This window comes from Anabaena sp. FACHB-1391, assembly GCF_014696755.1.
Classification (GTDB): Bacteria; Cyanobacteriota; Cyanobacteriia; order Cyanobacteriales; family Nostocaceae; genus Dolichospermum; species Dolichospermum planctonicum.
Genome location: NZ_JACJQS010000029.1, coordinates 1 through 19225 on the forward strand (window position 1 = coordinate 1; position 19225 = coordinate 19225).

Consider the following 19225-nt stretch of genomic DNA (forward strand, 5'->3'; position numbering starts at 1 on the left):
CCAGTATATTCAATATCTACTAAATATCTTTCATCTTGATTTAAGACCCTTTTGCGTTTACTCGCATTTTGCGAACTGACAGAATAAGGAGGATTTCCTAATACTACAGTTACAGAAATGTCGGTTTTTACTTTGGCTGCTTGACTTGATTCTTCTGCGATAATTTGGGTAATACCGGGAATTAATTCCCCGGATTTTATTCCTGCTTCCAAAGCATTAGTTAAATAAATTTTTAATCTTTCTGCTGGTGCAAATTTATAACCTAAATCTCCTAATAATAAACCTAACTTTAGATGTGCTATGGTATAGGGAGTCATCAATAATTCAAACCCAAATAAACGCTTTAAAAGTTTTGCGTCTCTTAAAAAACTATGCCATTTATCAACACCATATTTAGCAACATGATCACGAATTTGTTTAATAACTGCATATAAAAATGTTCCTGTTCCAGTTGCTGGGTCAAGAATTGTGACTTTGCGATTTCCTAAACCATATTCTAAATCAAAAATTTCTTCATTAACTAAAATATCATTAACAGAACGGACAATAAAATTAACTACAGGTTCAGGAGTATAATAAACTCCTCTACTTTTTCTTAATGAAGATTCATAAGCGGCTAAAAATGTTTCGTAAAAGTGAATAACTGGATCTTCTGTGCGGGTTTCTTGACCAAAGTTGTCTAAAATATTGGTCATGTCTATTGTGTTAAATAAGTCTATTAAATTCTCAATTGATTTGTGAATTTTACTAATGCTATTAGTTCCTAAAACTAAATCAAATAAACCTTTTAAAAAAGGAATTTTATCGGTAATATAAATACTGGCTGTTGTGCGATTAAATGCAAATTCTCCAGGGTTTTGTGCATGACCAATTTTTGCAGTAAATAACCCATAAGCGATAGTTTGAGCGTACATATCTGCAAATTTATCATTATCTATATCTAAAAGTAGTAGTTTTTTAAATGTCTCTTGTAGACGATTTAATTCTTCTGTGGTTGTTTCTATTTCTAAAGATGATTGAATGGCGTTTCTAATGGTTTTAGTATAAGCTGCCATTTCTTTAGCCAAATCGTAATAATTATTAATATCTTTGGCTTTTTGATTTAGGAATAATTGTAGTAATTCTCTAATTGGTTGTAAATTATTAATTAGAATAATTTTACCTGATTTTAAATCAGCTAGTTTAGCAGTTTTTTCACATTCTCCGTTTACATACCACCGAAATTCTAGATAATTAGTTAAAATCAAATTGTCACCAATATTTGATTCTAAATAACGTTTGAGTTGTGGTATTTTTTCGATTTTAGTTAAATCAATATTAATATCTTTAGCTTCTATATATCCTAAAATCCGCTCATTTTTTCTGATAGTTAAATCGGGTATTCCTGCTTGATTACCTTTTTCTTCAATTCTGGCATTAATCCCTATCATTAAACCCTCAATGAGACGTTTTAGACTGGGGTAATGACTACTTTGTCCACCACTTTTAAGATTTTCTTGTAAATCTTGGATGTAGTTATTAAAATCAGACATAATCCCTGGATAATTATTTATTAAACTTCTTGCTTTTTATAATAGCATATAATTGTAATATATTTGTAGGTTGGGTTAAGCGACAGCGGAACCCAACAAGTTGTGAAAATGAAAATGTTGATGTTGGGTTTCCTGGGGTCAACCCAACCTACTGTAAATCATTTCATTCTAAAATCTTGCAATAAAAAAGGCATAATTGCACCCGTAATTAAACTAGCTACAGTAATGGGAATACAAAGGGGAATTGATGCTTGTGCTAGTAATACTAATATAACTGTGCCAATACCACTAGCAATTATGGTTTGACGCAGAAAATATATGGGGTCACGGAATAGTTTACCCTTAAAAAATAACTTAATAGAAAACCAACTTAATTCTAACATATATCCTCCTAGTAATTAGCTAATAAATTCAGGATAAATAACCCTAAAATTACCGCAGGAATTACCCCCGCTGGTGCGAATAAACTACCAATTATGGCTGCAAATTTGTATCCAATATCTTTACCAGCAAGGATAATTCCACCAATTGCACCACCAACCATTGATAAAATTACAGCAATGATTAACCAAGTAAATCCTGTGGTGAAATTTAATTCTGTATTTAGACTATACAGAAAGTTAATAAATTCTGGATCATTGACAAAATCAAACATGATGATTCTCCTATACTTGGATTTCTGCGGCTAAATCTTCTAGTGCTTTACCTACTATTTCTGCTTGTTCTAATTGTTGATTGTCTGTAAATATTTGCCAAGCTTGCTGATAGTATTCTCGCGCTTGCAAAAGGTTTCTTTGATTTCCTAATTCCGGTTTTTCAGGATTGTCAGGTAAGTTGAAAAGAACATTAGCTTTGTTAGAAATTGTGTTAGCATATTCTAACGGTGTATCTTGAGGATTACGCACTTTTAAAGCTTCATTGTAAGCTAAAATAGCCCGTAAATTATTTTCTACAGGATGAGAACTCACTAAATATTGTAAAGCATTTCCTAAATTATTTTGCAACATTGCATATTCTCTAGGATGGTCAATGATGTTAATATGTTTGAGAGCAGTTTCAAAAGACTGTATTGCTAAACCTTGACGTAAAGATTCCCGTTCTGATGACATAGGTATAGACAGATAAGCGATCGCTATATTATTATATAAAATCGCATATTCTTGGGGATACTTTTCCCAAGTAAACACCCGCAAAGCCTGATGATAAACATGAATACTATCAGTTATCCGCGCTAAATTTTCGGGAACTAAAGACTGTAAAACCAAACCCAAATTCATTTGGGCTGCTGCCACTTCCTCCGCAGTGGCAAATTGTTGTAAAATTGGCAAAGCTTCCTCATAATCTGCCCGCGCTTCTTGCAACATCTGGGAATCACCATCAGGAATCATCTGTAATGCCCCTGCCTTGCCCACCTTAGCCCGTGCTTTCAGTAAAACATATTCCAGTCCACACATTTGATATGCACGGTCAAATAGCCCAATTGCATGGCGTAAATCTTGGGATGTTTGCGGCTTTTTTTGTAAACCTGTCGCAATTTCCATCAGCATTTGGATTTTTTCTGCTGTTGTTGCTGACTCGGAAGATATAGCCGCGATCGCTGCTTTTACCGCTGAATCTGTCATACTAGATATCATAAATTATTCTGGGGAATTAAATTATCAATACTCACACATTTGGGTTATTAACTAAGCTGATTTACGCAGTTTTCGAGTTGATGCAGATTTCTGGATTTATCATTGTTTCATGACAAATTATGAAACCCACTTTTTTGATCAATTTCCTAGCTGAAAGCAAAATTTACCTAAAGCTAAATAGGGAGTTTTTACTTATTTCCTATTCACGAACTTGAGTACAAGGGCAACAACACCAATATTTTCCACTATAAAACATTTGCTTGATGAAAATCTAGAGTAAATTTACCAATATTAATCTCAGTTTAAAAAAATTTACTGTAATTTACAACTTGAATGATAGCTTTTACTAAGCTGTTACCCAGCTAAATTGTACCATCCTAATATGGTTAAATCTTGTTTGTGGTGCGGGCATCCTGCCCGCTATAATTATACAAACTATAATTATACAAACTAAATGCAGTACAGTTGATCACTCCAAGCCATATTTATTACATAATATATTTATATGATTATCTATGTAGATGATTAGAAATATTTATCTACTGTTTACTTGTTTTAGTAAAACTACTTGACATCTTTTACCATAACTGGTATCATCAGCTAGATGTATATTTTACAATCTTTGTTCATTCAATAACCACAAGACATTATGAATTTACAGAAAATTGCGCTTTTAACCGGATTATCTGTTGCCAGTGTTTTGGGCAGTGGCGCTTTATCACCCGCCCATGCTATTGTAACTAATTACGTGATATCAGGTGGTACATTCAGCACTGGTGGAACACTAACCGGAACTTTCAAATACGATGGCTCAACGTATACAGATTGGTCTATCAGTGTAACTGGAGCTAGTAGTACACCTTTACTCAGCGCTTTTACTTATAGTGCAGCGAACGGTTCTACCCTGTCGAGTTTTAGCCCCTCTGGCTTCACTCTTGATTATAGTGATAATAAATTAACCTTGCCTCAATATTTTGAACGGACGTTGACAGTATCTTTTGATCAACCTTTACCCCTGTCCATTGGCCAGAGTACGAATCTAACCAAATCTAATCGTAGCTATACTACTGGCTCTAGGGAGTCTGGGTACACTAATCAGGGTACTAATGCACGTGGTATTAATGGTGGTATCGTGACCGCAGTTCCCTGGGAAACAGACGCGCTTCCTTTAGTGGGTGCAACAATGGTATTTGGGGCTGGCGTTTTTGCTAAAAGAAAAATCGCCCAAGGGAAAATCAAGAACCTTAATTTTGAACCAGTTAAGTCTGAATGCTTAAGCAACGTTGATTAATAACAGTATTTAACTAAGCAAATTTTAAAAAGCTAAGTTGGATAAATATTAATTAATCTAATCGCGTCTAATTTTATCCAGATTCGCAAATTTAAGGAAATGTGCTTAGGGAAATTATTATTTTTAGACCATTTAGGGTCTCTTTAAATCCCCGATTTCTTTTAATTCGGGGATGTTCTTGTTAAAATTAAATAGCATTTGTGAATCTTCCAAAGGTAATACTTCTACTGAATAAGATTTTAACCACTGCTGAAAAGAACGTCCACCTTGTTCAATATACTGCCTTAATTCCGGTAAACAACGACGACGATAAAAACCACATAAAGGTTGCCAAATTTGATGATTTTGTACCAAAGCTGCTATTTTATTTTCGGGAATTGTGTTTAATTGACCTATCCAATTTTGCAATATTTCTAGCCGTAAATTTGGTAAATCACAAGCTAATAAAAGTACCCAATTTGTTTCTACTGCTGCTAAACCTTGCATAAAACCTACAAGGGGTCCATGGGTGCGGGGTTCATTGCCAGTTTCCCCAGGTAAAGGAACTTCTTGAATAAATTGACTTTTAGATGTGAGTAATTCTTGATAACGTTCTGGCCAGGGAGTGACAATATAAACTTTATCCGTACAAGCCGCTGCAATAGTACAAATTAATCTTAACATAGGCACACCGCCCATGGGAATTAAAGCTTTATCTCTACCCATGCGAGTGCTTTTACCACCAGCTAAAATAATAGTCGTAACATGATGCTGGGAATCAATATTCATAATATTTGGATTCTATTTAATAAAATTTAACTTTATTTTCTCATAAATCATTTACAATAACTATATAAATCTATTTTTGATCAAAAAATAACACCCATTTTATGACAGATTTTTTTGAATTTGAAGCGGATTTTGTTGATTCCTTGCGCTGTATTCCTATGCTAGTACGTTACAAACTAGATACTTGCGGAATTAAGCTAAAATTAGCAGAATGGAATCAGATGAATCAAGAATCACGTCAAAAATTAATCATATTACCTTGTGATACAGATAGTCAAATTCATAATTACAGAGATTATATTCAGCAGCTAGTATTGAAACTGACTGGTAAATCTGTAGCTGAATTACCAATTGAACCTGATCCAGCATGGCTAGATACTACCAATATTCCCAGAAGTGTTGACGAAAAAGCTCAAGAAATAGGTATAATTATCACTATCGAGGCTTGGGAAAATTTAACCATTTTACAGCGGTTTGTCCTAATTAAACTCAGTCGTCCTAGCCATGAAAATAAAAACTTTTTACCGGCTTTGGTAGAATTTAATTTATTGCCAAAATCCTAAATTCTGCTATATTGCTATAGATGATACTTTTTAAGTAATTAGTAAAGGCAAATGATTAAATTAGACCAGTTTTTAAAGTTTATTGGTATAACCTCTACGGGAGGTCAAGCGAAATTGTTGATACTTGATGGTGAGGTGAAAGTGAATGGTATAGTGGAAACAAGAAGGGGACGAAAATTAGGAGATGATGATATAGTGACAATAGGACGAGAAACTTTTAAAGTAGGGGAAATTATACAGCAAGTTGAGATTGAGTGAAGTACACTTTGTGCAGGCAAGATGCCCGCACCACAAGAGTTTTATTATTAATATCTGTACTTCATAAGATCGGGAACTGCTGTATCACGTCCTGATAATTAATTAATTTTTATACTTGTTATTTATTTGTTATTTTACTGCCATTTGCCTATTCAAAAACTTTTAAGTTTTATTTAGAAAAAAGGTAATTGACTTAAATAATACCTTAGATTATAATAACAAATATAGCTATAGCACTCCTAAAGAAAATGTGTTTGTGGCAATTGCAGTAGACATAGACATCTCCCTGTTCTCCTCCTCCGTGATCTCTGTGTCCCAAGTGGTTGGTTAATACAAATCTGGCCCACAAATCAAATAGGAGTCCAAATTAATGATCAAGAGGGTCAAAATCTACAAGCTAAATCCTGAAAAAAGGGAAATTATACCCCTCGAAAACTTCCTTAATTGTCCATTGTCAACATATATAAAAATACATAGCTAATGACTAATGTACTTTGGCTACAAGGTGGTGCTTGTTCAGGTAACACCATGTCATTTCTGAATGCGGAAGAACCGACAGCTTGTGATTTAATTGCTGATTTCGGCATGAAAATACTTTGGCATCCTTCCTTGGGTTTAGAATTGGGTGATAACGTCCAAATCATGTTATGGGACTGTATTTTAGGGAAAACGCCCCTGGATATTTTAGTATTTGAAGGCAGCGTAGTTAACGCCCCTAATGGTACAGGAGAATGGAACCGGTTTGCAGACCGTCCCATGAAAGATTGGTTAAACGATTTAGCCAAAGTTGCCAAATTCATTGTCGCAGTAGGAGACTGTGCGACCTGGGGGGGAATTCCCGCAATGTCACCCAACCCCAGCGACTCCAAAGGACTACAATTTCTGAAACGGGAAAAAGGCGGTTTTTTAGGTTCAGATTTTGTCAGTCAAGGTGGTTTACCCGTCATTAATATTCCCGGTTGTCCTGCACACCCCGACTGGATAACGCAGATATTAGTAGCGATCGCCACCGGACGAATTGATGATATAGTTCTCGATGAACTACATCGTCCCCAAACCTTCTTTAATACCTTCACCCAAACTGGTTGTACCCGCAATATTCACTTTGCATACAAAGCCACAACCGGGGAATTTGGCCAACGGAAAGGTTGTCTATTTTACGACTTAGGTTGTCGTGGACCCATGACCCGTTCTTCCTGTAACCGTATTCTTTGGAACCGCGTCTCCTCCAAAACCCGGGCTGGAATGCCCTGTTTAGGCTGTACAGAACCGGAATTTCCCTTTTTTGACCTTGAACCCGGAACAGTTTTTAAAACCCAAACCGTCATGGGAGTACCCAAAGAAATACCCCCCGGAGTCAACCATAAAGATTACGCAGTGCTTACCGTTGTCGCCAAAGACGCAGCCCCAAAATGGGCAGAGGAAGACTTTTTTACCGTTTAGTTATTGATCATTAGTAGAAACAATTACCTATTACCAATTACCCAGAAAATATGCCAATTCAAACCTTAGATATTTCACCCGTTGGTAGAGTCGAGGGTGATTTAGATGTGCGTGTCGAAATCGAAAATGGATATGTCACCAACGCCTGGACTCATGCCGAACTTTTTCGGGGTTTTGAAATAATTTTACGCGGAAAAGATCCCCAAGCCGGCTTAATTGTTACTCCCAGAATTTGTGGTATTTGTGGCGGTTCTCACCTCAGTTCTGCCTCTTGGGCGTTGGACACAGCTTGGGGAACAGAAGTTCCCAGAAATGCGATTTTGGCGAGAAACTTAGGGCAAATTGTCGAAACAATCCAAAGTATTCCTCGCTATTTTTACGGACTATTTGCCATTGATTTAACTAATAAAAATTATCGCCGCAGTCACTTTTATGATGAAGCTTGTCGGCGCTTTGCTGCTTTCACAGGTAAATCCTATGAAATCGGCATTACCATTTCTGGAAAACCTGTGGAAATTTACGCTTTATTAGGTGGACAATGGCCGCACAGCAGTTATATGGTGCCTGGTGGAGTAATGTGCGCCCCCACTTTAACTGATATTACCCGCGCCTGGGCAATTTTGGAATATTTCCGCACTAATTGGTTAGAACCAGTGTGGTTAGGATGTTCTTTAGAAAGATATGAAGAAATTCAATCTTATGAGGATTTTCAAAAGTGGTTAAATGAAGATGTTAAACATCGAGAATCTGACTTGGGTTTATATTGGAGAATGGGGTTAGATATCGGTTTGGATAGATATGGTGCGGGTGTGGGTAAATATGTGACTTGGGGTTATATTCCCCATGAGGATAAATACAATAAGCCCACCGTTGAAGGACGTAATGCTGCTGTGATTATGAAAAGTGGTGTTTATGATAGTTTTACTGATACTCATAGCTTGATGAATCAAGCATTTGCTCGGGAGAATTTAACCCATTCCTGGTATGATGAGGGTAGCCAAGATTGGCATCCAAGCGATCGCACTACAAACCCAATTAATCACAATCAAAAAGACTTTAATGGGGCATATTCTTGGTCAAGTGCTGTCCTCCACCAAGACTTAGGACGTTTAGAAGCAGGACCTCTAGCGCGTCAATTAGTTGCCGGCGGAAATCATGGGGAATCTTGGCAACATTATGACCCATTTATTCTGGATACATTTAAGAAAATGGGGGGTGCAAGTGTTCATGTTAGACAATTAGGAAGAGTCCACGAAATAGTTAAACTATATCGTCAAGCTGAACGGTGTTTAAGGGAGTTCAAATTAAACGATCCTTGGTATATTAAACCCGAAGAAAAAGATGGTAAAGGTTGGGGTGCAACGGAAGCCGCTAGAGGTGCATTATGTCACTGGGTAGAGATCGAAAAAGGCAAAATTAAACAATACCAAGTTATCGCTCCCGGTACTTGGAATATCGGACCCCGTGACGGTGCAGGAGAACTAGGACCAATTGAAAAGGCATTAATAGGAACGCCAATTCAAGACCCTAAAGACCCGGTAGAAGTTGGTCATGTAGCCCGTTCTTTTGATTCGTGTTTGGTGTGTACTGTTCATGCCCATGACGCAAAAACTGGTGAAGAATTGGCACGGTTTAGAACAGCTTAATTTATATGATTCAGATCCCGGACTTCTTCAAGAAGTCAGGGTTCTATATAATTGTTATTTACTGTACAAAAGTTCCTAAATCCGTGAGTTAGTCTGAATTTTAAGGAATAATTGATAATTCCTAATTATCAGATGAAGAATTATCAATTAGGAATTAGAAAATACTAAAATTGGTAACTAATTGTGTCTAATTTAGAACTACATCAATATCTTCCCCAGCTTCCTGATGCCGTACTGCAAGAATTTATAGAATGGTGTATGTTGGAGCAGTCAACAGCCGCAGGATTAGAATTTAAACCTGATCAAAGTAAGTTCAAGAATTTAGCCCCAGCGGATTATTCTAAGCAACTAGTTGATCAATTTATGAAAGTCAGACCTGACCCAATTAGAGCCGGTTTGGTGGCTGTCATTGCCGGTAAACAAGCTGATAAACACGAATTAACAGGTTTAGCTGCGGTGGTTGATTTTGTTTCTCTTTATGTTAAGTATTTAATTCCTAAAGATGGTACTAATCCAGAAGAAGCTGATGCAATTTTAGCGAAAGCATCACAACATCAATATGAGCGACTTGTGGAAATTTCCCAAAAGCATGGTGTAAGTTTATAGATTTATAGGGTGGGTAATTCCCACCCATGAAAATAATAATTGACAATAATTGTAGGTTGGCTTAAGCGAATCGCAACCCAACACAAAAGGGTAAGTCAATTATAAACCTCAGTTAAAGATTTTCAAGATGTTAATTTTTAATCTAAAAAATGAAAATTTATTTACTCACAATGAATAAATTATCAATAAATAATCCTGTTAATCCTTTAATCTTGATCATCCTGATTCTGACAATAGTAACCTCTGACGCACTTAGTTAATATAAATGTTGGGTTTCCTTGCGTCAACCCAACCTACTTTACTAAATTAATGTAAGTACGAGACATCTGCTCATTTCTTCATCTCTCTGGGACTGTGCGCCTCTGGGTTAGCTTTATTCCTCCACATCAAACCACACAGGAGAAATATCATCAACCTGTCCATTATAATTAATCGTAATTTCTTGACCTTCCCGAATATATTTATAAGCAATAATATCAATGATATTTTTAGCAAAATTCTTAATATAAGTAAGTTCTTACAAAGACCCTGATATCAATAAAAAGGGTGAAATAAGCGATTCCTACGGAGTGCTTCGCTATCGCAGAAAATCTATTTCCCCACTGAAAGTTTTACTCCACCTTACCCTCTGCCAGTCACTATGCAATTTGCTGTTCATCCATTGGAGTTAGATGAATTACTACCCGCTGATTCAGAGCATGAGCGATTTTTTGCAGCATGGAAAGAGAATGTCCTTCATAGTCAGCATCTTCTAGCCGTGCAATTACTGGTTGTTTTGTACCAATCAGTTCAGCCAACTGTTTCTGCGTTAACCCTGCTTTGGTTCTGGCTTCATATATTAACTGTGCCACTTCTCCATTAATGGCAGATACCGCTACCATTGCCTCAAGTTGAGGATCAGTACGAGTCATCTTGTCGATAATTTTAATCGCATCCTTAGTCTTGGCCATCATCATCTTCCTCCTCGTAGTAAGTGTGTGTTTCTGGGTTTTCCTCAAATAAACGCTTTCGCGCTATCGCTCGTTCGATATCAATTGCTGGTACTGCTGCTTGTTCTTTCGTAATGGCTTGTGCCAGAATCGCCACGTTTTGCCCATGAAAGAAGTACAAAATCCGGTACTGGACATGAATATGCTTTGCCCGCAATTCATAAATTCCATCTCGCAAGTAATCCGCCCCAGGGCGACGCAGTTCGTATCCTAAAGCCGCAAGCTGCTTGATGCGGGCTACACAGTTTGCATATCCTTTGCGGTCTTCTTTTAAAAGTCGCGTCAACCATTCCAGAACAGGTACTTCCCCATCCTCCTCCTAGTAGAAAACAACCTGGGTTTCAGGCACTGCACACTCTCTCACTATATCAATATTGTTATTATAGGCCAACTTGGATACTTTGGCACAATAACCTCCATGTTTGGTGTTTTGCGTAAGTAGGTTGGCGTTAAAAATTGTCGTTATAGTGAGGGAACTCTTAACTCTTAACTCTTAACAGAAAAGAGGTTTCGGGCAACTTTACTTTTCGTTACTGATGTCGGTTTTTTTCCGTTCACTTATTTAAACTCAGTATAAAGTCAATGATTAAAGATGTAGTCAGAATTTCCATAAATTTTAATTTTTTGTGCCAAGTTGATAATATTCATGTTAGGATAAATATCTCATGCTAACTATCATTGGTTGTGGTAATCTGAATCGCAGTGATGATGCTGTCGGCGTAATTATTGCCCAAGGTTTACAGCAATATCTCGCCCAAAATCCTCACCCCAAAATCCGCGTTTTTGACTGTGGAACTGCGGGAATGGAAGTGATGTTTCAAGCGAGAGGAAGTAAAAAATTAATTATTCTTGATGCTAGTTGCACAGGTTCAGAAGCAGGTGCTATATTTAAAGTCCCAGGGAACGAATTAGAGGCGCTACCCGAACCTAGTTACAACTTACATGATTTTCGTTGGGATCATGCTTTGGCGGCTGGGAGAAAAATCTTTGGTGATAATTTTCCTCAAGAGGTGACAGTTTATTTAATTGAAGCTGGAAATCTGGATTTGGGGCTGGAATTAAGTTCTGTGGTTCGACGTTCTGCTGATTTAGTTTTTGCTGAACTAATTACAGTTATCCAGCAGAATGTCATGGCTTAATCAACAATCTCAAATCCTAAATTCTCAAATCCTCAATTAAATCAGATCCAATCACGATAAACTGGTAACTCATCTACCCTCATTTCAAAAGGTACAGTTTGATGATCAGGTGGACAAATACGAATTTTGGCACTGCTAACAATGCCAGAAAGAACATTGGCCATGGGAACAATTTGTTGCAAAATTCGCCAGTTAGTAACTTGGTCGGGACATTCAATGACTAAAGTCAAAATACTAGCGTGGGTTGTGGCATACCAACGACAATTAGACAACAAATTATGAATAATGCGATCGCATCCTTCATAAAAGTATTTACTAATTGAATGTTCTAATTGTTGTCTAAGCATAATATCTACTGATGTTGGCTGTATAGGGTGCTTATCATCAGCATGGAATTGAGATTCTTTTTTCGTCATTTCCCGTTATTTTCCTATTTATTTACCAATTGCCATTGCGTACAATACGTCCTTATTGGTTTGTAGAAAGTCTTGGGTTTCATCATCATAAAAAGCACCAATCCTACTACAATCTATTTGCCAATAATTGCTAAATAAATACACACTCTTTCCAATAAATCCGGCTAATTGCACAGCGGTTTGATAACTCAAATAATTGGACACAAAAAACAAAGTTACAGCACAATCTCTATCTATAGCTTGATTAATGCACAAATAACCTATTTTTTCCCTAAAGTTACCCGCTTCAATGAGATGTGTATTTTTATAGAACCCTGGTGAAATTCCCTCGATATCATGCACCACTGAGTAAATTTCTATTTCCTCAAAATTCTCCGTTGCTATTGGTGGTTGAACTGCTCAAGCAATTACCAATAGACATTTTCTCCAAACAGAATGTTTTTGAAAACGCCTAATAGAACGTCTATTCCCAACGTTATCAAAAAACCGTTCTCGGTGAAAATCGCTGTAAATTGAGGATGTTCTAGTTTTTGCTGGTGACTAGGCTGTAAAGACGTTGCTTGATAGACATCTTCCACACATTTATTAACAATGGCCAAGACTACAGACAAAAGATATAGGTAGTCTTAAGCGTCTGACTAGTTTTTTTCGCGCTGCTTGTCGAAATCACACAACTAGTAATAAACTCCTGGTTCTCAAATCCCAAATCTGCATTGAGAATAAGTTTATCAAAATCAAAACATAGTTGTATGTTTTTTTCGTGAAGATATGCTCAAGCAGCGATAGCGCTTAAATGGTGTCCGCTGTCCAACAAACAATATCTACAACTCCTGTCTTGATATTTCCAGCTAGACCTATGATAAACACAACTAACTAAAAAGATGAATCTGTTGATACATTTATTTAGTATAACATAATTTTCTCATCCATCATCGCCTAATTTATAAATTAAGGTCAGACAATTATTCTCAACTATTATTCCTTCTACACCGCGTGTCTGTACATAAACTTCCGTAGGATATAAACCCCCCGCAGAGGGATTTACCCGCAATTTATACGAAATCCTGATCACGTAATAAATACGGGCATTATTTATTAACATTTTAGGTGTTTTTTATGGGATCTGGCTTTTTACCTTTATTTTTAAACACATTTAAACACATTTTTGATGTTTAATTAATAGTAGCGTCTTGGAAATTAAAAGTTTTATTATTCCGATACTACCTGTTTAATTACCTCTAAAGGTAACTCGAACACCTCTGCAATTTGCTGATCATTTAAGCCAAAATACCTTAATTTACTAATCTTTTCTATCTGAGTTTTATTCTGATTTCGTTGCTTTAATTTAGAATCACCAGAATGACTTTTATCTGGTTTAGTTTTAGGTTGTTTAGAACCAATATTTATACAGCCCTTTCCAAATATATTACTACTATTATTAACCAAAGAAATATTCACATTTCCTTGTCGTTCTAAAACTGATTTAAGATTACTTTTATCAACTGGTTCACCAAAAATATCAGATAACATTTTTAAAAGTTCGTAACCTACATCCTTTGCATGACCCGCGCTACAACCACAATTTTCCGCAATATCAGCATACTTTTGATACTTTAATGTCCCCTCAATAACTCCACGTTGCAAGTCATTGAGATGCTTTCCCGTGTTGAGATAAACAGCGTCATCCACAAGTTGTAGTAGTTCGTGAACCTGCATGGCTAAAAATGTAACGCGACATAAGTAATGATAGCAGACTTTATCCGTACTTTTCAGCTTTTTTCCGTCTGTTTGTAATTTTTTTTTGCAATCCGCTTTTTTCCGCTTTTCAGGTTTAGGTAAGTGGTGTAACGTGGGTGAAAAACAAAAGGAAACATAGTACCTTTTAACATATCTTATTTTTTGTGAACCCTCAACATTACTGGAGGTATATCAAAAAATTTGAAGATGATCTCAAAAGAACTTTAGCCTAAAGTTAAAAGCATGAAACCAAGTAACGAGTGTTTTAGTTTAATTAAAAAATGGGAAGGGTTGCACCAGAAGCGCCCTGATGGTTTGATTGGAGCGTATAAAGATCCAGTTGGAATATGGACGATTGGGTTCGGCTCTATAGAACACTTGGATTTGAACAGACCCATTCAGCCCGGTGATGTTATCAATGAAACAACAGCAGAACGCTGGCTTAAACTGGAAGTTGAAGAAGCAGCAAAAGATGTTGATCAGCTTTGTCGAGCAGCTTTAACACAAGGTATGTTTGATGCCTTAGTTTCCTTTGTTTATAACATTGGCATTGGAGCATTTGGTGAGTCAACACTATTACGAAAACTTAATAATGACGTAGATTACGAAGGTGCAGCCCGCGAATTTGACCGTTGGGTAAATGGTACAGACAATGGTAATACAAAAGTTTTGCCAGGATTAGTCAATCGTCGTAATGACGAAGAAGCTTTGTTCCGAAGAGATGGGTTAAATCCTTCGGTGGGAAATTCTGCAAGTTCCACTTCAGTCCCAACTACAACCCCTACTACTTCATTAGTAGAAGAACGTCCCTATCACCCTGCTCCCGTACCTCTACCATTTACCGGTGCATTAATTGTCAAGGGTGATGTGGGAGATGATTGCTACATCCTCAATTGCGCTCTTGCAGGATTGGGATTCCTGCGGATGGCTCCGCAGCCAAATGAGTTTAATGATATTACCAAAAGTGCTGTTGAACTGCTGCAAAGACGTGAGGCTTTAAGCAAAATTGATGGTAAGGTCGGACCAGAAACCAAAAGAGCGATCGAAAATGCTTTAAGACGAGCGCGAGGACTTGTTCCTGCTCCTACACCGGATAGAGGTGTTTACTGTCACCTTACACGCACCAGTAAAGATGCGTATGAAGGCTTGAAATTGTGTAAATTGGAGTTTGTACATCCCACACGAGGTGTGGTTGAATCCCTAGAGGTTGTATCTGGCGGACCAAGAGCGCAGCGTTTCTTACTATTTAGCGATCCTGACAGTTTTCCAGGTAGTCTACAGCCAATTCCTCAAGGTAGCTATATTATCGGCGATATTGACTGGGCAGGAGGTAAAGATAATTATAACGCATCCCATCCAGACTCACACAACGGACTTGGTCCTGTATGGGTTCCGTTCGTTGGTAAGCAATCAGATGACCGTGACGCATTTGGATTTCATGCTGATTGGAACTGGATTAAAGAGGGACACAGTCCTGGTAGTGCGGGTTGCGTCTGTGTAAGTTCTATTAATGATTTAAAAGAACTGGTACGTTTATTGCGAGAGTTTGATCCGCGGTTGCTAGTTGTAGATTGGGGATTGTAGCCCACATTCCGCACTTCATTTTGTAATACACCAAGATTACCAATATCGGGCTAATAATGGTCGGATAGCGATTCCTACGGAGCGCTTCGCTATCGCATTACCACCAGGAAAAATCAGGATTAATACTTAATTGGAAAAATGCTTATTTTTATTGACATTGTTGTAAAATTTTCTCCCAAGCTTGAATATGAAAATCTTTTACCTCCGTTGAATTTCTAGCATCTTGTACTAATTCTTCTGTATATGTTTTGATAAATTGTTGCTTTTGTTAAAAATGCAGTTTCCTTATTAGCGTATCGTGGAAAATTTATTTTAAAAAACGGTGTAGTTACCTTAGTATCAAGGACTCTAGCAGAATATCCATTTGGAAATTTAGCCATGTGCAACCTAATATCTTGCTCAGGTTTAATTATTTTCTTGAGTAGACTGGTAATAATTACTTGAATTAAAGATTTATCAGTTTCTATTTTATGAACGAAAATATCTACACAGTCTTTTATTTCTTCCTCAATTTCTGATAACGCTTGATTTTTAATTAATTCAATTGCTTCCTGATAAAATTGTTCTAATATTTCTATTTCTCGATGATAATTATATTTCATATAAATAATTCCTGTTGTTGAGAATCAGGTTGTTCCATGCGGTTATTAGCTAAATTTACATAATCAGGATTAATTTCAATTCCTAAATAGTTTCTATTTAAATTTCTAGCTGCTACACAACTAGTACCACTACCACAAAAAGGATCAAGAATAAAATCACCTTCTTGAGTTAACAATTTAATAAGTTCTTGAATAATATATAAAGGATAAACTGCTGGATGATGATTATTTTTAGTAATTTCTACCGGACTTTCAATGATGTCTTTTTTCATGGTGTTTCCTAAAATTCTAATAATAGTAAAACCATGATTCTTAATTTGGTTATTTCTCCCTCCTTCTTGTCCACCATAGGCTAATTTATGTATTCCATGAATTTTCATTCTAAATCCTTCAATTTCTCCATTATGTACTGCTAAAATAGCTTGATTTAATTCTTTAATAGCATGATTTTTTTGTGCCTCGCTTAAATCAGAATTTTTAATTAATTCCAGATATTTTTTACCTAATTTATCAGATGGTTTACCTTTAATACTTTTATTAAAGGTATCTAGATGTTGTAAATAATTATCTAAATTAAAGTAATAATCTTTTGATTTGGCAAATATGAAAAATGGTTCTGTAGCTTGTATTAATTTTCTTTTATCTTGACGTGGTGTAGGATTTAGTTTTGATCATGTAATTTGATTAATCAGAAAAATATTTTGATTTTGGGTAGCTTGAATGGCAAATTTATAAGGAATTAGAGATAAACCACCGTTAATATATTTATCTCCCAAATTAAAAACTATTGCTCCTGTTTTTTTCAAAACGCGCACACATTCCCCAAATACCGTTAAGATATTTTGTAAATATTCTGCTTCCGTTGTTTCATTCCCTATACCTAAATTACCATTTCCATAATCACGTTGCTGAAAATATGGGGGTGAAGTGATGATTAAATCAAAAGTATCACTTTCTATTTGTTTGAGAATAGATAGATTGTCACCGAGAAGAATTTTATTTCTAAAGTCTAATATTTGTTGTTGTACTTTCATATAATTTAATTATTAATTATATTAATTAAATTGTGATTTTCAAACTATCATACAGCATCTTTGTTTTTAACCTGACAAATTTAATAAAATTTAACGTTTGATTTAGTTTTGTAGGGTGTGTTAGCCATACAGCATTTTTGTTTTTAACCTGACAAATTTAATAAAATTTAACGTTTGATTTAGTTTTGTAGGGTGTGTTAGCGATCGCATAACGCACCTTTGAAAAATTTACCACCAACCATAAATGAGCGAGTTTTAGAGAAAATTTTATCTTTAGTTGACTTTAGTTGAAGATCTTCGTCAGATATCAATCTCAGAAATTCCTGATAAAGTAACTTGTGGACGGTTAGGAAATTCAACAACAAGCTTTAAATCACCACCTAAATCAGTAATATACTTTCGCAGAATTGAAAGCATTAAATCAGTATTTTGTTCCATTTGAGAAACATTTCCTTGATCAATTTGAAGAAGTTTTGACATTTGCTCTTGAGTGAGTTTGAGTGCTAGTCTCAATTGTTGTCGTGTCATTTCTTCAGCAATGAGAAAGTTAGATTCTTCAGCAATTTTTTGCTGTCTTTCTAGTGGTAACTGTTCTAGTTTTTCCTTTAAAGTTTTCCCCATTGTTTATTCTCACTTTTCTTCTGATTGGGTTTTTAATAGCTCATATTATTTCACCTCTCTAACTTTATAGTATTTTAACATCTTTTGCTTTAGGCTTTAAGTTTAAGTCTATAAATTTAAACTACGTATTAAATACTATACATAGGTTTAAGTGTAAAAACCACAATTTAAACCAATAACTAAACTTAATCACCATTTTCAGCCATCAATTACCCGCACATAAATAGCCCGCGCTATTTGGCGATTTATAGTCATAGATAAACTACCACATTTAATAATAAAAGTTGGAAATTGCTGTTCTACAGTAATGGTATTACCTGTTTTAATGCCCATTGATATCAGCTTTTTTCTAATTGTCTCATCCTGAGTTTGACAAAAAGTAACTATGCCACATTCTCCTGATTTTAGTAACTCTAAAGAACAGCCCATAACGGTAAAATTAGTAAACATTGAATTATCAAAATAAACAATGAAAATTGAAATGATGAAAGATGATAAACATCCTCCATCATTGTGAAAGTGAAAGAATTTAGGATTTCTAAATCCCGACAAATATTGTATTAAGCAAGGTAAGGTTCTTGGTGGGTTTTGATTGTGCAGTTAGAACGGGGATAGCTAACACATAATAAGGCGAATCCTTTGCCCATTTGCTCATCATCTAAAAAGGATTGATCATCTTGGTTAATTTCACCTTCAACAATCTTACCTACACAGCTAGAGCAAGCGCCGGATTTACAGGAGAAAGGTAATTCCAGACCAGCTTCTTCTGCTGCGTCTACAATTGTCATGTCTTCATCACATTCAATTGTGGTGTCTATATCTTCTTTTTTGTTGATCAATCTTACTTGATATGTCGCCATTTTCCGATTCTCCTCAAAGATTAATGAAGTGAGTTTTTGAGTTCGTTAAGTTTTCCGAGATCAAGTCAAAATTCAAAATAAAGGAGCTAACTTTTGAAGTTTGAACTATTCTATTTACCGCAAGGTACACCATTGGGAGTACCATCACTGGTTTTAAAGGACTTGCCACAACCGCAGGTATCAGTTGCATTGGGGTTGGAAAACTTAAAACCGCTATCCATAACTCCCTCAACAAAATCAACTACCACACCTGCTAATAACGGCGCACTTTTAGCATCAACGTAAATCAACACATTTCCTTGTTGAGTTACGATATCATCAGGTTGGGGCTTGCTAGTAATTTCGATGCCATACTCGTAGCCACTGCAACCACCATCTTTAACCGAGATGCGGACACCCTTTGTGGCGTTATTAGTTTCGTCGGTTGTAGAACCCTTGACAAATGCCCAGAGACGAAATTCTGCCTTTTCTGTTAAAGTAACAGTCATTTTATGTCTTATTC

At 36.1% G+C, this 19225-nt stretch carries 24 protein-coding genes and 1 pseudogene; 8 read left to right on the plus strand and 17 right to left on the minus strand.

Annotation, left to right across the window (positions count from 1 at the left end):
• From H6F62_RS14045 to H6F62_RS14060, 4 genes are all read right to left on the minus strand, one after another.
• The coding region (locus tag H6F62_RS14045) for an N-6 DNA methylase (RefSeq protein WP_190372302.1) at window positions 1–1532 on the minus strand (1532 nt) is incomplete at its 3' end.
• Between the two features lie 158 nt (window positions 1533–1690).
• Window positions 1691–1915 (minus strand): hypothetical protein, encoded by a 225-nt coding sequence (locus H6F62_RS14050; RefSeq protein WP_028083582.1) that lies wholly within the window; start codon window positions 1913–1915, stop codon window positions 1691–1693.
• A gap of 8 nt (window positions 1916–1923) precedes the next feature.
• Window positions 1924–2187 carry a hypothetical protein gene (locus tag H6F62_RS14055; protein WP_028089732.1) on the minus strand — a complete coding sequence of 88 codons (264 nt, stop codon included), beginning with the start codon at window positions 2185–2187 and terminating at the stop codon, window positions 1924–1926.
• A gap of 10 nt (window positions 2188–2197) precedes the next feature.
• Window positions 2198–3166 carry a hypothetical protein gene (locus tag H6F62_RS14060; protein WP_190372303.1) on the minus strand — a complete coding sequence of 323 codons (969 nt, stop codon included), beginning with the start codon at window positions 3164–3166 and terminating at the stop codon, window positions 2198–2200.
• Between the two features lie 649 nt (window positions 3167–3815).
• Between H6F62_RS14060 and H6F62_RS14065 the strand changes: the two genes are divergently transcribed.
• A complete protein-coding gene (locus H6F62_RS14065) occupies window positions 3816–4457 on the plus strand; it encodes a hypothetical protein (RefSeq protein WP_190372304.1) in 642 nt (213 codons plus the stop codon).
• A gap of 132 nt (window positions 4458–4589) precedes the next feature.
• Here H6F62_RS14065 and H6F62_RS14070 read toward each other — a convergent pair whose 3' ends face one another.
• Window positions 4590–5225, minus strand: a complete 636-nt coding sequence (locus H6F62_RS14070) for a molybdenum cofactor guanylyltransferase (RefSeq protein WP_190372305.1) — start codon at window positions 5223–5225, stop codon at window positions 4590–4592.
• A gap of 101 nt (window positions 5226–5326) precedes the next feature.
• Between H6F62_RS14070 and H6F62_RS14075 the strand changes: the two genes are divergently transcribed.
• From H6F62_RS14075 to H6F62_RS14095, 5 genes are all read left to right on the plus strand, one after another.
• Entirely contained in the window at window positions 5327–5788 is a 462-nt protein-coding gene (locus H6F62_RS14075; protein ID WP_137909363.1) for a nitrate reductase associated protein, read from the plus strand.
• A 51-nt stretch (window positions 5789–5839) separates the two neighbouring features.
• On the plus strand, window positions 5840–6046 hold the full coding sequence (locus tag H6F62_RS14080; protein WP_137909362.1) for an RNA-binding S4 domain-containing protein: 207 nt from the start codon (window positions 5840–5842) through the stop codon (window positions 6044–6046).
• Between the two features lie 480 nt (window positions 6047–6526).
• Window positions 6527–7489: a hydrogenase small subunit gene (locus H6F62_RS14085; protein WP_190372306.1), complete on the plus strand. Its 963-nt coding sequence runs from the start codon at window positions 6527–6529 to the stop codon at window positions 7487–7489.
• 50 nt (window positions 7490–7539) lie between these two features.
• Window positions 7540–9135: a nickel-dependent hydrogenase large subunit gene (locus tag H6F62_RS14090; RefSeq protein ID WP_190372307.1), complete on the plus strand. Its 1596-nt coding sequence runs from the start codon at window positions 7540–7542 to the stop codon at window positions 9133–9135.
• 183 nt (window positions 9136–9318) lie between these two features.
• Entirely contained in the window at window positions 9319–9741 is a 423-nt protein-coding gene (locus tag H6F62_RS14095; RefSeq protein WP_137909345.1) for a hypothetical protein, read from the plus strand.
• 638 nt (window positions 9742–10379) lie between these two features.
• Here H6F62_RS14095 and H6F62_RS14100 read toward each other — a convergent pair.
• Together H6F62_RS14100 and H6F62_RS14105 are read right to left on the minus strand one after the other, a co-directional pair.
• Window positions 10380–10691 (minus strand): helix-turn-helix transcriptional regulator, encoded by a 312-nt coding sequence (locus H6F62_RS14100; RefSeq protein ID WP_137908524.1) that lies wholly within the window; start codon window positions 10689–10691, stop codon window positions 10380–10382.
• Window positions 10678–11016, minus strand: coding sequence for a type II toxin-antitoxin system RelE/ParE family toxin (locus H6F62_RS14105; RefSeq protein WP_242026021.1), 339 nt, complete (start codon window positions 11014–11016; stop codon window positions 10678–10680). The genes H6F62_RS14100 and H6F62_RS14105 overlap by 14 nt, the downstream gene beginning before the upstream one ends.
• A gap of 379 nt (window positions 11017–11395) precedes the next feature.
• On the opposite strand from H6F62_RS14105, the gene H6F62_RS14110 reads away from it, so the two are divergent.
• On the plus strand, window positions 11396–11869 hold the full coding sequence (locus H6F62_RS14110) for a hydrogenase maturation protease (RefSeq protein WP_190372308.1): 474 nt from the start codon (window positions 11396–11398) through the stop codon (window positions 11867–11869).
• Window positions 11870–11910: 41 nt separating this feature from the next.
• Here the strand turns inward: H6F62_RS14110 and H6F62_RS14115 are convergent, their stop codons facing one another.
• The 4 genes from H6F62_RS14115 to H6F62_RS14125 all read right to left on the minus strand — a co-directional run bounded on the left by H6F62_RS14115 (window position 11911) and on the right by H6F62_RS14125 (window position 14001).
• A complete protein-coding gene (locus tag H6F62_RS14115) occupies window positions 11911–12285 on the minus strand; it encodes a hypothetical protein (RefSeq protein WP_190372309.1) in 375 nt (124 codons plus the stop codon).
• A gap of 18 nt (window positions 12286–12303) precedes the next feature.
• Window positions 12304–12630 (minus strand): hypothetical protein, encoded by a 327-nt coding sequence (locus tag H6F62_RS21345; RefSeq protein ID WP_322745893.1) that lies wholly within the window; start codon window positions 12628–12630, stop codon window positions 12304–12306.
• A gap of 62 nt (window positions 12631–12692) precedes the next feature.
• Window positions 12693–12896 carry a hypothetical protein gene (locus H6F62_RS21350; protein ID WP_347238712.1) on the minus strand — a complete coding sequence of 68 codons (204 nt, stop codon included), beginning with the start codon at window positions 12894–12896 and terminating at the stop codon, window positions 12693–12695.
• Window positions 12897–13494: 598 nt separating this feature from the next.
• Window positions 13495–14001, minus strand: coding sequence for a hypothetical protein (locus tag H6F62_RS14125; RefSeq protein ID WP_190372310.1), 507 nt, complete (start codon window positions 13999–14001; stop codon window positions 13495–13497).
• Window positions 14002–14265: 264 nt separating this feature from the next.
• Between H6F62_RS14125 and H6F62_RS14130 the strand changes: the two genes are divergently transcribed.
• A complete protein-coding gene (locus tag H6F62_RS14130; protein WP_190372311.1) occupies window positions 14266–15606 on the plus strand; it encodes a glycoside hydrolase family protein in 1341 nt (446 codons plus the stop codon).
• A 215-nt stretch (window positions 15607–15821) separates the two neighbouring features.
• Here H6F62_RS14130 and H6F62_RS14135 read toward each other — a convergent pair whose 3' ends face one another.
• The 6 genes and pseudogenes from H6F62_RS14135 to H6F62_RS14160 form a co-directional block, all read right to left on the minus strand.
• Window positions 15822–16208, minus strand: a complete 387-nt coding sequence (locus H6F62_RS14135) for a hypothetical protein (RefSeq protein WP_199290971.1) — start codon at window positions 16206–16208, stop codon at window positions 15822–15824.
• Window positions 16205–17242, minus strand: a pseudogene (locus H6F62_RS14140) (site-specific DNA-methyltransferase). The gene H6F62_RS14135 and the pseudogene H6F62_RS14140 overlap by 4 nt, the downstream one beginning before the upstream one ends.
• A 300-nt stretch (window positions 17243–17542) precedes the next feature.
• Window positions 17543–17863 (minus strand): helix-turn-helix domain-containing protein, encoded by a 321-nt coding sequence (locus tag H6F62_RS14145; protein WP_190372312.1) that lies wholly within the window; start codon window positions 17861–17863, stop codon window positions 17543–17545.
• 198 nt (window positions 17864–18061) lie between these two features.
• Window positions 18062–18313: a FeoA family protein gene (locus tag H6F62_RS14150; RefSeq protein ID WP_137908516.1), complete on the minus strand. Its 252-nt coding sequence runs from the start codon at window positions 18311–18313 to the stop codon at window positions 18062–18064.
• 110 nt (window positions 18314–18423) lie between these two features.
• Entirely contained in the window at window positions 18424–18723 is a 300-nt protein-coding gene (locus tag H6F62_RS14155) for a 2Fe-2S iron-sulfur cluster-binding protein (RefSeq protein ID WP_137908515.1), read from the minus strand.
• Between the two features lie 110 nt (window positions 18724–18833).
• Entirely contained in the window at window positions 18834–19211 is a 378-nt protein-coding gene (locus H6F62_RS14160; protein WP_168358355.1) for an iron-sulfur cluster assembly accessory protein, read from the minus strand.
• Window positions 19212–19225: the final 14 nt, after the last annotated feature.

What these genes read in the sequence shown, in the direction of transcription:
- H6F62_RS14055 (WP_028089732.1), bottom strand. Translation starts at nt 2,187, where the DNA reads ATGTTTGATTTTGTCAATGATCCAGAATTTATTAACTTTCTGTATAGT.
- H6F62_RS14135 (WP_199290971.1), bottom strand. Translation starts at nt 16,208, where the DNA reads ATGAAATATAATTATCATCGAGAAATAGAAATATTAGAACAATTTTAT.
- H6F62_RS14100 (WP_137908524.1), bottom strand. Translation starts at nt 10,691, where the DNA reads ATGGCCAAGACTAAGGATGCGATTAAAATTATCGACAAGATGACTCGT.
- H6F62_RS14070 (WP_190372305.1), bottom strand. Translation starts at nt 5,225, where the DNA reads ATGAATATTGATTCCCAGCATCATGTTACGACTATTATTTTAGCTGGT.
- H6F62_RS14060 (WP_190372303.1), bottom strand. Translation starts at nt 3,166, where the DNA reads ATGATATCTAGTATGACAGATTCAGCGGTAAAAGCAGCGATCGCGGCT.
- H6F62_RS14110 (WP_190372308.1), top strand. Translation starts at nt 11,396, where the DNA reads ATGCTAACTATCATTGGTTGTGGTAATCTGAATCGCAGTGATGATGCT.
- H6F62_RS14130 (WP_190372311.1), top strand. Translation starts at nt 14,266, where the DNA reads ATGAAACCAAGTAACGAGTGTTTTAGTTTAATTAAAAAATGGGAAGGG.
- H6F62_RS14125 (WP_190372310.1), bottom strand. Translation starts at nt 14,001, where the DNA reads ATGCAGGTTCACGAACTACTACAACTTGTGGATGACGCTGTTTATCTC.
- H6F62_RS14065 (WP_190372304.1), top strand. Translation starts at nt 3,816, where the DNA reads ATGAATTTACAGAAAATTGCGCTTTTAACCGGATTATCTGTTGCCAGT.
- H6F62_RS14090 (WP_190372307.1), top strand. Translation starts at nt 7,540, where the DNA reads ATGCCAATTCAAACCTTAGATATTTCACCCGTTGGTAGAGTCGAGGGT.
- H6F62_RS14160 (WP_168358355.1), bottom strand. Translation starts at nt 19,211, where the DNA reads ATGACTGTTACTTTAACAGAAAAGGCAGAATTTCGTCTCTGGGCATTT.
- H6F62_RS14155 (WP_137908515.1), bottom strand. Translation starts at nt 18,723, where the DNA reads ATGGCGACATATCAAGTAAGATTGATCAACAAAAAAGAAGATATAGAC.
- H6F62_RS14050 (WP_028083582.1), bottom strand. Translation starts at nt 1,915, where the DNA reads ATGTTAGAATTAAGTTGGTTTTCTATTAAGTTATTTTTTAAGGGTAAA.
- H6F62_RS14085 (WP_190372306.1), top strand. Translation starts at nt 6,527, where the DNA reads ATGACTAATGTACTTTGGCTACAAGGTGGTGCTTGTTCAGGTAACACC.
- H6F62_RS14080 (WP_137909362.1), top strand. Translation starts at nt 5,840, where the DNA reads ATGATTAAATTAGACCAGTTTTTAAAGTTTATTGGTATAACCTCTACG.
- H6F62_RS14150 (WP_137908516.1), bottom strand. Translation starts at nt 18,313, where the DNA reads ATGTTTACTAATTTTACCGTTATGGGCTGTTCTTTAGAGTTACTAAAA.
- H6F62_RS14075 (WP_137909363.1), top strand. Translation starts at nt 5,327, where the DNA reads ATGACAGATTTTTTTGAATTTGAAGCGGATTTTGTTGATTCCTTGCGC.
- H6F62_RS14145 (WP_190372312.1), bottom strand. Translation starts at nt 17,863, where the DNA reads ATGGGGAAAACTTTAAAGGAAAAACTAGAACAGTTACCACTAGAAAGA.
- H6F62_RS14115 (WP_190372309.1), bottom strand. Translation starts at nt 12,285, where the DNA reads ATGACGAAAAAAGAATCTCAATTCCATGCTGATGATAAGCACCCTATA.